10 protein-coding genes and 1 pseudogene are annotated in these 15,505 nt (G+C 71.0%); all 11 read left to right on the top strand.

The window, feature by feature from the left end; translation table 11 throughout:
- A partial coding sequence (locus tag G3N18_RS13320) for a helix-turn-helix domain-containing protein (protein ID WP_196384767.1) occupies window positions 1-350 on the top strand: 350 nt, incomplete at its 5' end.
- A 95-nt stretch (window positions 351-445) separates the two neighbouring features.
- On the top strand, window positions 446-1,075 hold the full coding sequence (locus G3N18_RS13325) for an FCD domain-containing protein (protein WP_196384768.1): 630 nt from the start codon (window positions 446-448) through the stop codon (window positions 1,073-1,075).
- Window positions 1,072-2,592 (top strand): MmgE/PrpD family protein, encoded by a 1,521-nt coding sequence (locus G3N18_RS13330; RefSeq protein ID WP_196384769.1) that lies wholly within the window; start codon window positions 1,072-1,074, stop codon window positions 2,590-2,592. Before G3N18_RS13325 ends, G3N18_RS13330 begins: the two co-directional genes overlap by 4 nt.
- Before the next feature lie 124 nt (window positions 2,593-2,716).
- Entirely contained in the window at window positions 2,717-3,619 is a 903-nt protein-coding gene (gene prpB / locus G3N18_RS13335) for a methylisocitrate lyase (RefSeq protein WP_196384770.1), read from the top strand.
- Window positions 3,616-4,806 (top strand): bifunctional 2-methylcitrate synthase/citrate synthase, encoded by a 1,191-nt coding sequence (locus G3N18_RS13340; protein ID WP_338038587.1) that lies wholly within the window; start codon window positions 3,616-3,618, stop codon window positions 4,804-4,806. The genes prpB and G3N18_RS13340 overlap by 4 nt, the downstream gene beginning before the upstream one ends.
- A gap of 195 nt (window positions 4,807-5,001) precedes the next feature.
- Complete coding sequence (pulA, locus tag G3N18_RS13345) at window positions 5,002-11,061, top strand: pullulanase-type alpha-1,6-glucosidase (RefSeq protein ID WP_196384772.1); 6,060 nt, start codon at window positions 5,002-5,004, stop codon at window positions 11,059-11,061.
- Window positions 11,062-11,150: 89 nt separating this feature from the next.
- Entirely contained in the window at window positions 11,151-12,332 is a 1,182-nt protein-coding gene (locus G3N18_RS13350) for a thiolase family protein (RefSeq protein ID WP_196384776.1), read from the top strand.
- A gap of 148 nt (window positions 12,333-12,480) precedes the next feature.
- Window positions 12,481-13,638, top strand: a complete 1,158-nt coding sequence (locus G3N18_RS13355; protein ID WP_196384773.1) for an acyl-CoA dehydrogenase family protein — start codon at window positions 12,481-12,483, stop codon at window positions 13,636-13,638.
- A gap of 4 nt (window positions 13,639-13,642) precedes the next feature.
- Window positions 13,643-14,419, top strand: a complete 777-nt coding sequence (locus tag G3N18_RS13360; protein ID WP_196384774.1) for an enoyl-CoA hydratase-related protein — start codon at window positions 13,643-13,645, stop codon at window positions 14,417-14,419.
- Between the two features lie 127 nt (window positions 14,420-14,546).
- Window positions 14,547-15,323, top strand: coding sequence for an electron transfer flavoprotein subunit beta/FixA family protein (locus G3N18_RS13365; RefSeq protein ID WP_196384775.1), 777 nt, complete (start codon window positions 14,547-14,549; stop codon window positions 15,321-15,323).
- Window positions 15,324-15,333: 10 nt separating this feature from the next.
- Window positions 15,334-15,505, top strand: a pseudogene (locus G3N18_RS16620) (electron transfer flavoprotein subunit alpha/FixB family protein); the annotation flags it as partial.

The raw sequence follows: 15,505 nt of genomic DNA on the forward strand, positions 1-15,505 counted from the left end.
GCCGCGATCGCGACGGCGACGCGCGCCGTGTCGCCGAGCGCCCGCTCACGCGGGTCGTCGCCGCGATGCGTGACGACCACCGCCTCGTGGCGCACGCCGAGCGCATGCTCGCGCCGGTGATCGCCGAGTCGCGCGGGCGCGGTCGTGACCTGCTCGACGTGCTCGCCGCGCTTCTCGCGCACCCCTCGAATCGCACCGCGGCGGCCGAAGCCGCGCACCTGTCGCGGTCGGTGTTCTATCAGCGCATCGCGCTGCTCGAAGACCTGCTGGGCATCGACTTCGACGACGGCGAGCAGGTCGCGGCGCTGCACCTCGCGGTGCTCACGCACCGCCTGCACGTCGGCGGATGAGTTCGGACTTCTGTATGCATTAGCGCAGAATCGATCGCGCCGCGCCGCGTGCAGGTCGGTTTGTGTATACACTCGGGGTGTCGAGAGGAGACGCCGTGCGTGCCAGCGATCGGGCCTACCGCACTCTCCTCGACGAGATCCAGTCCGGCGCGCTGCAGCCCGGAGCGGTGCTCGCCGAGGTCGAGCAGTCGCTGCGCCTCGGCGTGAGCCGCACGCCCCTGCGCGAAGCCCTCGGCCGGCTCGCCGCCGACGGGCTCGTGGTCCAGGCATCCGCCCGCGTCACCGTCGTCAGCGACATCGACGCGGGCGACATCCGCGAGCTGTTCGAGGTGCGCCGCGCGCTCGAAGAGACCGCCGCGCGCCTGGCCGCCGACCGCGGCGACCGCGCCGTGTTCGCCGCGCTCGCCGAAGAGTTCGCCGAAACGGATGCCACGGCCCGCCCCGACGCGTACTACGCGCTCATCGCCCGATTCGACGCCGCGCTCGACGCCGCCGTCAGCAACGACTACCTGACCGCGGCGCTCCGCACCGTCCGCACCCACCTCGTCAGGGTGCGCCGGCTCGCCCGCGACAACCCCGCGCGCCTCGCCGCCTCGGTCTCGGAGCACCGCCTGATCGCCGCGGCCATCGCCGCCGGAGACGGCGACCTCGCCGCCCACGCCACCCACGTGCACCTGCACAACGCCCTCGTCGCCATCCTCGACTCGCTGGAAGGAACCCCATGACCGTCACCCACCAGGTGCGTGTGCACCGCTCCGAAGAGAACCTCCCGCGCGAAGACCAGCTCGCCTACGCCATCGCCGAGGTCGCGGCCGACCCGGTCGCCGTCGACCCGGGCGTCGTCGACATGATCATCAACCGCGTGATCGACAACGCCTCGGTCGCGGCGGCCTCGCTCACCCGCGGGCCCGTCACCGCCGCCCGCGCGCAGGCGCTCGACCACCCCGTCTCGCGCGGAGGCCACGGCTCGACCGTGTTCGGCGAGCCGAACGACACCCTCACGAGCCCCGAATGGGCCGCCTGGGCCAACGGCGTCGCCGTCCGCGAACTCGACTACCACGACACCTTCCTCGCCGCCGAGTACTCGCACCCGGGCGACAACATCCCGCCGATCCTCGCGGTCGCCCAGCACGTCGGCAGCGACGGGGCGGCGCTCGTGCGCGGCCTCGCGACGGGGTACGAGATCCAGATCGACCTCGTGCGCGCGATCTCGCTGCACAAGCACAAGATCGACCACGTAGCCCACCTCGGCCCCTCGGCCGCGGCCGGCATCGGCACCCTCCTCGGCCTCGACGCCGACACCATCTACCAGGCGGTCAGCCAGGCGCTGCACACCACGACCGCCACCCGGCAGTCGCGCAAGGGCGAGATCTCGACGTGGAAGGCGCACGCCCCCGCCTTCGCCGGGAAGATGGCCGTCGAAGCGGTCGACCGGGCGATGCGCGGCCAGACCTCGCCCTCGCCGATCTACGAAGGCGAAGACGGTGTCATCGCGTGGATGCTCGACGGGCCTTCCGCGAGCTACGACGTACCGCTCCCCGCCGCGGGGGAGCCGAAGCGGGCCATCCTCGACTCGTACACGAAAGAGCACTCGGCCGAGTACCAGGCGCAGGCCTGGATCGACCTGGCGCGGAAGCTCCACAACGAGGCATCCTTCGACCCCGCCGACGTCGAGTCGATCGTGCTGCACACGAGCCACCACACGCACTACGTGATCGGGTCGGGCGCGAACGACCCGCAGAAGTACGACCCGAAGGCCTCGCGCGAGACCCTCGACCACTCGATCCCCTACATCTTCGCCGTCGCGCTGCAAGACGGCGGCTGGCACCACGTCGACTCGTACCTGCCCGAGCGCGCCGCCCGGCCCGACACGGTCGAACTGTGGCACAAGATCACGACGGCAGAAGACGCCGAGTGGACGCGCCGCTACCACTCCGAAGACCCCGACGAGAAGGCCTTCGGCGGTCGCGTCGAGATCACTCTGCACGACGGCACGGTGCTCACCGACGAGATCGCCGTCGCCGACGCGCACCCGCTCGGAGCCCGGCCCTTCGCCCGCGAGAACTACATCGCCAAGTTCCGCCTGCTCGCCGAGCCCGTGCTCGCGCCCGAAGAGATCGAGCGGTTCCTCGGCCTCGCCGAGCGTCTGCCCGAGCTGACCGCCGCCGAGGTGCAGCAGCTCAACATCGTCGCCGCGGCGGGCGTTCTGGCATCCGTCCCCAGCCCGAAGGGGCTGTTCTGATGCTCCGCGCGTCACGAACGCCTGCTCGCGGGGGCGCGAGCGCCGTCGAGGGCCACGCCGAGGTGACTTCTGCCCCACGCAGCAGTTTTTCGTCACACCACCGAGACCACCGAGGAGGCAACTGATGCTGTACGCCACGACGCCGGCCGCCGAGAAGCGGCGCCTGCTGCGCGAGCGGCTCGCCGCGGGCGAGCTGCTGCGTTTCCCCGGGGCGTTCAACCCGCTGTCGGCCCGGCTGATCGAGCAGAAGGGCTTCGAAGGCGTCTACATCTCGGGCGCCGTGCTGTCGGCCGACCTGGGCCTGCCCGACATCGGCCTGACGACGCTCACCGAGGTCGCCGGGCGCGGGCAGCAGATCGCCCGCATGACCGAGCTCCCCGCGATCATCGACGCCGACACCGGCTTCGGCGAGCCGATGAACGTCGCCCGCACGATCCAGACGCTCGAGGATGCCGGGATCGCCGGCACCCACATCGAAGACCAGGTCAACCCGAAGCGCTGCGGCCACCTCGACGGCAAGCAGGTCGTCGACGAGAACACGGCCCTCAAACGAATCCGCGCCGCCGTCGACGCGCGCCGCGACCCGAACTTCCTCATCATGGCGCGCACCGACATCCGTGCCGTCGAGGGCCTCGGCGCCGCGATCGACCGCGCGAAGGCGCTGGTGGATGCCGGGGCGGACGCCATCTTCCCCGAGGCGATGCGCGATCTCGCCGAGTTCGAAGCGGTCGCGAAGGCGGTCGACGTGCCGATCCTCGCCAACATGACCGAGTTCGGCAAGAGCGAGCTGTTCGCCGTCGATACGCTACGGGATGCCGGGGTGCAGATCGTCATCTGGCCGGTGTCGCTGCTGCGCATGGCGATGGGCGCCGCCGGTCGCGCACTCGATACGCTGAACGACGAGGGACACCTCACCGGGCGGCTGGGGGAGATGCAGCACCGCGCCGACCTGTACGACCTCATCGACTACGAGGCGTACAACCACTTCGACCAGAGCGTCTTCAACTTTCAGATCACGAAGGAGTGACCATGCCCGACATTCACAAGGGACTCGCCGGGGTCGTCGCCGACGTCACGGCGATCAGCAAGGTCAACCCCGAGACCAACTCGCTGCTGTACCGCGGCTACCCCGTGCACGAGCTGGCCGCCACCCAGTCGGCCGAGGCGGTCGCCTACCTGCTGTGGAACGGCGACCTGCCGACGGACGAGCAGCTCGCGGCGCTGCGGTCGACCGAGCGCGCGCACCGCGCCCTGCAGGATGACGTGAAGGCGGCGATCGACCTGACGCCGCTCGACGCGCACCCGATGGACGAGGTGCGCACGGCGGTCAGCGTGCTGGGCGCCCGCGACCTCGCCGGCACCGGTTCGGTGCTGGATGCCACCGGCACCCCCGAAGAGAACCTCGCCCGCAGCATCCGCCTGTTCGCGGCCGTGCCCGCGATCGTCGCCTACGGCCAGCGCCGCCGGCGGGGCGAGGAGCTCATCGCGCCGCGCGACGATCTCGACTACGCCGCCAACTTCCTCTGGATGACCTTCGGGGAGGAGTTCGACGACGTCGTGGTGGATGCCTTCAACCGCTCGATGATCCTGTACGCCGAGCACTCGTTCAACGCCTCGACGTTCACCGCGCGCGTCATCACCTCGACCCTGTCCGACCTGTACTCGGCCGTCGTCGGCGCGATCGGCGCGCTCAAGGGGCCGCTCCACGGCGGGGCGAACGAGGCCGTGCTGCACATCTTCGACGAGATCGGCGACGCCGACGAGGTGGAGGCCTGGCTCGACCGCGCGCTCGCCGAGAAGCGCAAGATCATGGGATTCGGGCACCGCGTCTACAAGCACGGCGACTCGCGGGTACCGACCATGAAGGCGGCGCTCGACACCCTCATCGACTACTACGACCGCCCCGACGTCGAGGCGCTGTACACGACGCTCGAGCGCGAGTTCGTCGAGCGGAAGGGCATCTACCCGAACCTCGACTATCCGTCGGGTCCCGCGTACAACCTGATCGGGTTCGACACCCTGACCTTCACGCCGCTGTTCGTCGCGGCGCGGGTGGTCGGCTGGACCGCGCACATCATGGAGCAGGCCGCGTCGAACGCGCTCATCCGTCCGCTGTCGGAGTACGTCGGCCCCGACGAGCGGCACATCGCGGGCTTCGTCGACGAGGCCGGCACCTCGACGATCACGCTCCGCGCCGCCGAAGCCGAGGGCTGATCCGGCTCGAAGCATCCTCGTCCCGCCCCGCGCCGGCGCAGCGCGTCCGGCGGCACCGGGTCGGGGCGAGGATGCCTCGCACCCGGATCATGGCTGAATGAGAGGATTCTCATACCGTACTGTGACCGGTCCCAGTAGCGTCGGGGGTACCTGCTCAGGGCACGGTGCCGTGCCCGCACACCCCGGGAGCTCCGCGTGCCTCAGTCGTCGACGACCCTGTCCACCCCCGCGCGGCGCGCGTTCGCGCTGCTCGCCGCCGCCGTCCTCGTCGGGGCCGGCGCCGTCGCCGTCACTGCCGCGCCCACCCTCGCCGCCGATCGCGTGCCCACGCTCGTCGGCGACCTGCAGAGCGAGCTGGGATGCCCCGGCGACTGGGATCCCGCGTGCGCCGCGACCACGCTCGAACCGGTCGACGGCACCACGCAGTACGCGCGCACGTTCGACGTGCCGGCGGGCACGTACGAGTACAAGATCGCGCTGAACGCCGCGTGGGACGAGAGCTACGGCGCCGACGGCGCGGCCGGGGGAGCGAACATCCCGCTCACCATCGCCGGACCGGCCTCGCTCCGCTTCGTCTACGACGACACCTCGCACCGCATCGCGATCGAGACCAACACCTTGGCATCCGGGTACACCGCTGCCGACGACGCGATCGTCTCCGCGCCCGTGCGCCAGGCCGGCGACGGCAAGCAGTTCTACTTCGTCATGACCGACCGGTTCGCCAACGGCGAAACCGCGAACGACACCGGCGGCCTCACCGGCGACCGCCTCACCACCGGGTTCGACCCGACCTCGAGCGGCTTCTACAACGGCGGCGACATCGCAGGCCTGCGCGCGAACCTCGACTACATCGCGGGACTCGGCACGAACGCGATCTGGCTGACGCCGAGCTTCATGAACAAGCCCGTCCAGGGCGAGGGCGAGAACGCGAGCGCCGGGTACCACGGCTACTGGATCACCGACTTCACCCGCATCGACCCGCACCTCGGCACGAACGACGAGCTGAAGGCCTTCATCGACGACGCGCACAGCCGTGGCATCGACGTCTACTTCGACATCATCACGAACCACACCGCCGACGTCATCTCGTACGCCGAGAACCAGTACACCTACATCGACCAGGCGACGAAGCCGTACACCGATGCCGCGGGGAACGCCTTCGACCCCGCCGACTTCGCCGGCACCGACACGTTCCCGACGATGGATGCGGCCACGAGCTTCCCGTACACCCCCGTCGTCGACCCGGCCGAGGCGAACGTGAAGGTGCCGGCCTGGCTCAACGACGTCACGCTGTACCACAACCGCGGTGACTCCACCTATCAGGGCGAGTCGACGACGTACGGCGACTTCTCCGGGCTCGACGACCTCATGACCGAGAACCCGGCCGTCGTGAACGGCTTCGCCGACGTGTACGAGTCGTGGATCGACCTCGGCATCGACGGATTCCGCATCGACACGGCCAAGCACGTCGACTTCCCGTTCTGGCAGCAGTGGACGGCCAAGGTGCTCGACTACGCGCACAGTCAGGGCAAGCCCGACTTCTTCATGTTCGGCGAGGTGTACGACGCCGACCCCGCCGTGCTCTCGCCGTACGTGCGCGACACCGACATGAACTCGGTGCTCGACTTCGCGTTCCAGTCGGCCGCGACGAGCTTCGCCAAGGGCGGCGACGCGCAGGTGCTGCAGAAGATGTTCGCCGGCGACGACCGCTACACGACGCCCGACTCGTCGGCGACGGCGTTGCCGACCTTCCTCGGCAATCACGACATGGGGCGGATCGGCTACTTCCTGAAGAACACGCCGGATGCCTCGGGGCGCGATCTGCTCGCGCACGACCTGCTGTTCCTCAGCCGCGGCCAGCCGGTCGTCTACTACGGCGACGAGCAGGGCTTCACCGGGGCCGACCCCGGCGGCGACAAGAGCGCCCGGCAGACCCTGTTCGCGAGCGAGGTGCCGGAGTATCAGAACCAGACCCTGATCGACGGCACGCCGGTGGGATCGGCCGACCGCTACGGCACCGACACCGCCCTGTACACGCACATCGCCGGGCTCTCGGCGCTGCGCGCGCAGCATCCGGCGCTCGTCGACGGCGCGCAGATCGAGCGGTACGCGAAAGACGGCGTGTACGCCTTCTCGCGCGTCGGCGCCGACGAGAAGGTCGAGTACCTCGTCGCGCTCAACAACACGGCATCCGAGGCGACCGTCACGGTGCCGACGCTGACGGCGGATGCCTCGTTCACGGGTGTCTACGGCGCGACGGGCTCGCTCACGACCGGCGCCGACGCCACGGCCGCCGTCACGGTTCCCGCCCTCTCCGCGGTCGTCTACCGCGCGGACGCCGCCGTGACAGCCCCCGCCGCGCCTGCGCCCCTCGAGGTGACGGCGCCGGCCGCCGGTGCGGGGCTGTCGGGTCAGGTCGCCGTCTCGGCGACCGCCGACCAGTCGTGGCGGCAGACGAGCTTCGCCTGGCGCGTCGTCGGCGGTGACGAGTGGCACCCGCTCGGCACGGCCGAGGACACGACGCCCGGGGTCTTCCACGACGTCGCGGGTCTCGCCGCCGGCACGCTCGTCGAGTACCGCGCCGTGTCGACCGACGCTGCCGGCGGCCGCTCCGCGGCATCCACCTACGCCTCGGTCGGCAACCGCGTGAACCTCGTCGACGACCCGGCGCCGGAGGAGCCCGACGACGCGACGCCGTACGACTTCGTCAGCATTCCGGGGTCGCTGAACACCGAGATGGGCTGCGCGGGCGACTGGGCGCCCGACTGCGATCAGGCGCAGATGACCCAGGTCGACGGCATCTGGCGGCTGACGGTCGACCTGCCCGCCGGCGACTACGAGTACAAGGTCGCGACCGAGAAGAGCTGGGACGAGAACTACGGCCAGGGCGGCGTCGCGAGCGGCCCGAACCTCGTCCTCCGCCACGCCGGCGGACCGGTGACCTTCTGGTTCGACCCGCGCACGAAGGTCGTGCAGTCGAGCGATGACGGCCCCGTCGTCACCCTCGCAGGCTCGTTCCAGTCGGAGCTCGGCTGCGCGGGCGACTGGTCGCCCGACTGCCTGCGCGCGATGATGTTCGACGGCGACCGCGACGGCGTCTACGAGTTCTCGACGACGAAGCTGCCCACCGGCTCGTACGAGCTGAAGGTCGCGCACGGGCTCAGCTGGGCGGAGAACTACGGCGCCGACGGCGCACGCGACGGCGCGAACATCGCGTTCTCGGCCACCGAGGGCAAGCGCGTCTCGTTCCGCTACGACGTGGCGACGCACCTGCTCGAGATCGTCTCGGCCGACCCGCAGCTCCCCGGCACCGGCCAGTCGCGCGCGCACTGGATCGACGCGGACACGATCGCGTGGCCCGGCGAGCTCGGCGCACCCGCCGTCGGTGCGACCTGGCAGCTGTACGGCTCGGCCACGGCGGCGCTCGCCGTCTCGGACGGCGACGTCACCGGGACGGACGGCGACCCGGTGACGCTGACACGCGTCGGCGACGGGCTGACCGACGCGCAGCGCGCGCGCTTCCCGGCTCTCTCCGGCTTCGTCGCCCTGCACGTCGAGGGGCAGGACCGCGACGCCGTCGCGACGCTCCTGCGCGGGCAGCTTGCCGTCGCGCAGCGCGGTGCCGACGGCAAGCTCACCGCCTACACCGGCGTGCAGATCCCGGGCGTGCTCGACGACCTCTACGCCGACGCCGTCGCTGACGACGACCTGGGGGTCTCCTTCCGCGGATCCAAGCCGACCTTCCGCGTCTGGGCGCCGACGGCGCAGACGGCGACGCTCCTGACGTGGGATGCCGGTGCGACGGGCGATCCCGCGCGGCGCGAGGCATCCTTCGATTCGGCATCGGGCACCTGGAGCGTCACGGGCGGGAAGGCGCTGACCGGCGACGAGTACCTCTGGGAGGTCGCGGTCTACGCCCCGACGACCGGAAAGGTCGAGACGAACCAGGTCACGGACCCGTACGCGGTCGCGCTCACGACGAACTCGACCCGGTCGGTCGCGATCGACCTCGCCGACCCCGCGTGGGCGCCGAAGGTGTGGAAGAAGACGAAGGCGCCGGTGATCGCGCGCGACGTCGACCGTGCCATCTACGAGCTGCACATCCGCGACTTCTCGATCGGCGACGAGACGGTGCCCGAGACCGAGCGCGGCACCTACCTCGCCTTCGCCCGGGACAGCGCCGGCACGCAGCAGCTGAAGCAGCTGGCATCCGCCGGCATCAACACGGTGCACCTGCTGCCGTCGTTCGACATCGCGACGATCGAGGAGAACCGCGCCCAGCAGGCGGTGCCCGCGTGCGACCTCGCGTCGTTCGCGCCCGACTCCGCCGAGCAGCAGGCCTGCGTCGCGGCGGTCGCCGACACCGACGGGTTCAACTGGGGCTACGACCCGTTCCACTTCCAGGCGCCCGAGGGCTCGTACGCGGTGAACGCCGAGGGCGGGGCGCGCGTGGGCGAGTTCCGGACGATGGTCGGGTCGCTCCACAAGATGGGGCTGCAGGTCGTGCTCGACGAGGTGTACAACCACACCTCGGCCTCGGGGCAGGCGGACACGTCGGTGCTCGACAAGGTTGTGCCGGGCTACTACCAGCGCCTCGACGGCAACGGCGCCGTGCAGACCTCCACGTGCTGCCAGAACGTCGCCACCGAGCACGCCGTCGCGCAGAAGCTCATGGTCGACTCCGTCGTGCTGTGGGCGAAGGAGTACAAGGTCGACGGCTTCCGGTTCGACCTGATGGGGCACCACTCGAAGGACAACATGCTCGCCATCCGGGCCGCACTCGACGAGCTGACCCTCAAGAAGGACGGCGTCGACGGGAAGAAGGTGTACCTCTACGGAGAGGGCTGGAACTTCGGCGAAGTGCAGGACGACGCCCTGTTCGTGCAGGCGCGACAGGGGAACCTCGGCGGCACCGGCATCGGCACGTTCAGCGATCGCCTCCGCGATGCGGTGCACGGCGGCAGCCCCGTCGACGCCGGCTCGACCTTCCGCCAGGGGTACGGTACGGGGCTCGCGACCGACCCGAACGGCGACCCGATCAACGGCACCCCCGAGCAGGCGCTCGCCGACCTCGGTCACCAGACCGACCTCGTCAAGCTCGGACTCGCCGGCAACCTCGCCGACTTCGCCCTGACGACCGCCGACGGCAGCGTGAAGAAGGGAGCGGAACTCGACTACAACGGGCAGGCGGCGGGCTATGCCGACGAGCCCGAGGAGATCATCAGCTACGTCGACGCGCACGACAACGAGACGCTGTACGACCTCGGCGTGCTGAAGCTGCCGAAAGACACGACGATGGCCGACCGGGTGCGGATGAACACCCTGTCGCTCGCGACCGTGACGCTGTCGCAGACCCCGTCGTTCTGGCACGCGGGCACCGAGCTGCTGCGGTCGAAGTCGCTCGACCGCAACAGCTACAACTCGGGCGACTGGTTCAACCGGATCGACTGGACCGGTCAGGAATCGACGTTCGGGTCGGGGCTGCCCCCGGCCGCCGACAACCAGGAGAAGTGGGCCGTCATGCAGCCGCTGCTCGCGGACCCCGCCCTGAAGCCCGGGCCGGCGGACATGGCCGCGGCGGAGGCATCCGCCCTCGACCTGCTGCGGGTGCGGGGCGAGGTGCCCCTCCTGCGACTCGGCTCGGCCGACCGCATCGAGCAGAAGGTGTCGTTCCCGAACAGCGGCGCCGGCGCGACGCCGGGCGTGATCACGATGCTCGTCGACGACACGGTCGGCGCCGACGTCGATCCCGACCTGGCCGGTGCGCTCGTCGTCTTCAACGCGTCGCCCGAAGCGACCACGCAGACCGTGCCCGCGCTGTCGGGGCGCTCGTTCACGCTCACGTCGGCGCAGGCGAACGGGTCGGATGCCGTCGTGAAGACGACGACATGGGATGCCGCCACGGGCACCGTCACGGTGCCGGCCCGCTCCGTCGCGGTGCTGACCGAGGCCCAGCCGGTCGCGACCCACGTGATCGCGCAGCCGAGCCGACTGCTCGTGCGCCACGGGTCGTCGGTCAGTGTGTCGGGCAAGGTCACGGCCGACGACCGCAGCGCGCCCGTCGGCACCGTCACCGTGACCGACAACGGCACGACCGTCGCGACGGTGACCCTGGATGCCGACGACCGCGGCCGGTTCTCGGTGACGCTGCCGGCGCTCCGCCGCGGCCTGCACGTCGTGCGGGTCACCTTCACCGGTGCCCCCGGCTGGCTCGACTCCCGCGCGAGGGGGGTGCTGCCCGTCGTCGCGTACTGACGGGCGCGGACGGCGCGGACGGGCGGCGGGCCGCTGACCGGTGCGTGCTGACACGCGCGCGGGCAGGAGACAGGATGGATGCCATGAACATGCGCACCGCCGTCATCGTCGACGCCGTCCGCACCCCGTCGGGGCGCGGCAAGCCGGGCGGGGCGCTCAGCGGCATCCATCCGGTCGACCTCGCCGCGCACGTGCTGCGCGCGACGCTCGAACGCAACGGACTCGACTCCCGTCAGATCGACGACGTGCTGCTCGGCTGCGTGAGCCAGGTGGGCGAGCAGACGATGAACATCGCCCGGCAGGCGGTGCTCGCCGCCGGCTTCGACGAGCGGGTGCCGGCGACCACGATCGACCGGCAGTGCGGCTCGAGCCAGCAGGCGGCGCACTTCGCCGCGCAGGGCGTGATGGCCGGCCAGTACGACATCGTCATCGCCGGCGGCGTCGAGTCGATGAGCCGTGTGCCGCTCGGCATCGCGGCATCCGTCGCCGGGTCGCCCTTCTCGCCGCGCCTGCACGAGCGCTACCCCGAGGGGCTCGTCAACCAGGGCGTCTCGGCTGAGCTGATCGCCGAGCGCTGGGGCCTCAGCCGCGACGATCTCGACGCCTACGCGGCGCAGTCGCACGCGCGCGCCGCCCGTGCCGCCGCCGAGGGGCGCTTCGACTCGCAGCTGCTTCCGGTGCCCACGGAGGTGGGCGAGGTGACCGCCGACGAGACCGTGCGCCCGGGCACGAGCGTCGAGGGTCTCGCCGGGCTCGCGCCCGCGTTCCGCACGGATGCCCTGGCCGCGCGCTTCCCCGAGCTCGACTGGCGCATCACGCCCGGCAACTCGTCGCCGCTGACCGACGGCGCCTCCGCCGTGCTCATCATGAGCGAGGAGAAGACGAACGAGCTCGGCCTCACGCCGCGGGCCCGGTTCCACTCCTTCGCCGTCGTGGGCGACGATCCGCTCCTCATGCTCACCGGGCCGATCCCCGCCACGCGGCGCATCCTCGAGCGGTCGGGGCTCGGCATGGACGACCTCGACGCCTACGAGGTCAACGAGGCGTTCGCCTCGGTGCCCCTCGCCTGGGCGGCGGAGGTAGGCGCCGACCCGGAGAAGCTCAACCCGTGGGGTGGCGCCATCGCGCTCGGCCACGCGCTGGGCTCGAGCGGCACCCGGTTGCTCGGCACGCTGCTCGCGACGCTCGAGGCCACCGGCGGGCGGTACGGCCTGCAGACCATGTGCGAGGGCGGCGGCATGGCGAACGCGACGATCATCGAGCGACTCTGAGCCCGGGCGCCGGTGCGGGAGGGAGAAGGATGCCTCGGCAGAGGCAGAACCCGCCCCTCCCGCCGCGGGCGGTACTCGTCTACACTGAGCAATGTGCCCTACCGGGCCGCGACGAAGATGTCGATCTGTCTCACGAGGACGTGACTGTATGAGCATGACTGTGACCCCTGCCGCTCTGACCGACGAGGAGCGCGCTGCCATCATCGACGCGGTGCGCGAGTTCGCGCAGTCGCGTCTTGCGCCGAACGCGCTCGACTGGGATCGGCGCAAGCACTTCCCGCGCGACGTGCTCGCCGAGGCGGGTGAGCTGGGTCTCGGCGGTATCTACGTGCGCGACGACGTCGGCGGCACCGGTCTGCGGCGCACCGATGCGGCGGCGATCTTCGAGCAGCTCGCCGTGGGCGACCCGGCGATCGCCGCCTACATCTCGATCCACAACATGGTCGCGTGGATGATCGACACGAACGCCACCGAGGCGCAGCGGCAGGAGTGGCTGCCGCGGCTCGTCACGATGCGCGATCTCGGGGCGTACTGCCTCACCGAGCCGGGCGCGGGCTCCGACGCCGCCGCCATCACCACGAGTGCGATCGCCGACGGCGACGACTACGTGCTGACCGGTGTCAAGCAGTTCATCTCGGGTGCCGGCGAGGCATCCGTCTACGTCGTCATGGCCCGCACCGGCGAGCCCGGCGCGAAGGGCATCACCGCGTTCCTCGTCCCGGCGGACGCCCCGGGGCTGAGCTTCGGCCCGAACGAGCAGAAGATGGGCTGGAACGCGCAGCCGACCCGGCAGGTGATCCTCGACGAGGTGCGGGTGCCGGCCGCGGCGATCCTCGGTGAGCTCGGCGGCGGCTTCCGCATCGCGATGAAGGGCCTGAACGGCGGCCGCGTCAACATCGCCGCGTGCTCGCTCGGCGGGGCGCAGTGGGCGCTCGACCGGGCCGTGCGCTATGTGCACGAGCGGTTCACCTTCGGCGAGGCGCTCGCCGAGCGGCAGTCGGTCGTGTTCACGCTCGCCGACATGGCGACCGAGCTGCAGGCCGCGCGCGCCCTCGTGCGCGACGCGGCGCGCGCGATCGACGAGGGAGCGCCCGACGCGGCCGCGCAGTGCGCGATGGCCAAGCGCTTCGCGACCGACGCCGGCTTCGACGTCGCCAACCGCGCGCTGCAGCTGCACGGCGGCTACGGCTACCTGCACGAGTACGGCATCGAGAAGGTTGTCCGCGATCTGCGGGTGCACCAGATCCTCGAGGGCACGAACGAGATCATGCGGGTCATCATCGGCCGCGCCGTCGTGGGAGCATGACCCCATGACGGACTACACGACGATCCTGGTCGAGCAGCGCGGACGCGTGGGCTGGATCACCCTCAACCGCCCCGAGGCGCTCAACGCCCTCAACTCCACGCTCGTGAGCGAACTCGCCCACGCGGCATCCGTGTTCGATGCCGACGAGCATATCGGCGCCATCGTGCTCACCGGCTCGGCGCGGGCGTTCGCGGCCGGCGCCGACATCAAGGAGATGGCCGACAAGACGCCCCTCGAGATGTCGCTGCGAAACCCGTTCGCCGGCCTCGAGGAGTTCAGCCGGGTGCGCACGCCCGTCGTCGCGGCGGTCGCCGGCTACGCGCTCGGCGGCGGGTGCGAACTCGCGATGACGTGCGACATCATCCTCGCCGCCGACACCGCCACCTTCGGCCAGCCGGAGATCAACCTCGGCGTCATCCCCGGCCTCGGCGGCACGCAGCGCCTCACCCGCGCGGTCGGCTATTACAAGGCGGCCGAGCTCGTGCTCACGGGGCGGATGATGGATGCCACCGAAGCCGAGCGTTCGGGCCTCGTGTCGCGCGTCGTGTCCGCAGACGACCTGCTCGCCGAGGCGCAGAAGGTCGCCGAGGCGATCGCCGCGAAGTCGCTGCCCGTCGCCTACGCCGCCAAAGAGGCGCTTCGCGCGTCGCAGGAGACGACGGCCACCGAGGGTCTGCGGTTCGAGAAGGCCGTGTTCACCTCGCTGTTCGCCCTCGACGACCAGAAAGAGGGCATGGCCGCGTTCCGCGAGAAGCGCGCCGCGAACTTCACGCACCGCTGAGGTCGCCCGGGGCGCCACTCCGACGTCGGATGCCGGTCCGAGGCATCCATGCCCGATGATTCTCAGTCTCATGCTTAGCGAGACTGCGTCGCATCTCGTAGGATGGTCCCATCGCGAAGGAGAACCGATGAAGATCGTGGTGCTGGTCAAAGAAGTCCCCGACACCTATGGCGACCGAAAGCTCGACCTCGAGACCGGACTCGCCGACCGTGCGTCGTCGGAGCGGGTGCTCGACGAGATCGGCGAGCGGGCCCTCGAGGTGGCCCTCAGCTACGCCGACGCGAACCCCGGCACCGAGGTGCAGGTCGTGTCGATGGCGCCCGAGGAGGCGTCGGCGACCATCCGCAAGGGCCTCGCGATGGGCGCCGCCTCGGCGCTGCAGGTCGTCGACCCGGCGCTCGCCGGTGCCGACCTCGGCGTCACCGCGACGGTGCTCGCCGCCGCCGTGCGCCGCGCCGGCTTCGACCTCGTCATCACCGGCAACCTCTCCACCGACGGCTCGGGCGGCGTCATCCCCGCCATGCTCGCCGAACACCTCGGCGTGCCGCAGGCGACCGCCCTCTCCTCGGTGACGATCGCCGAGGGCGAGGTCACGGGCACGCGCGCGACCGACGCCGGCGTCGCCCAGGTCACCGCGACCCTCCCGGCCGTCATCTCGATCACCGAGGCGCTGCCGGATGCCCGGTTCCCGAACTTCAAGGGCATCATGGCGGCCAAGAAGAAGCCGTTCGAGACCGTGTCGCTCGCAGACCTCGAAGTCGACGTCGACCCGGCATCCGCCCCGCAGTCGATCCTGACCGCGGTGGCCGAGAAGCCCCCGCGCGGCGCGGGCGTGAAGATCACCGACGAGGGCGATGCCGGCGAGAAGCTCGCTGCGTACCTCATCGAGAACCGACTGGCCTGAGGAGCGGACCATGGCTGAATTCGCTGCAGACTCGATCCTCGTCCTGCTGGACGTCACCCCAACCGGAGAGCTCGCCTCGTCGGCAGCCGGTCTTCTCGGCGCGGCGGCGCAGGTCGGAACGCCGGTCGCGCTCGTCGTCGCGGGCGCCGACGCGCACGCCTCGCTCGCCGCGGCGGCCGGGC

Origin of the sequence: Microbacterium paulum (assembly GCF_015707995.1) — a bacterium.
GTDB lineage: Bacteria > Actinomycetota > Actinomycetes > Actinomycetales > Microbacteriaceae > Microbacterium > Microbacterium paulum.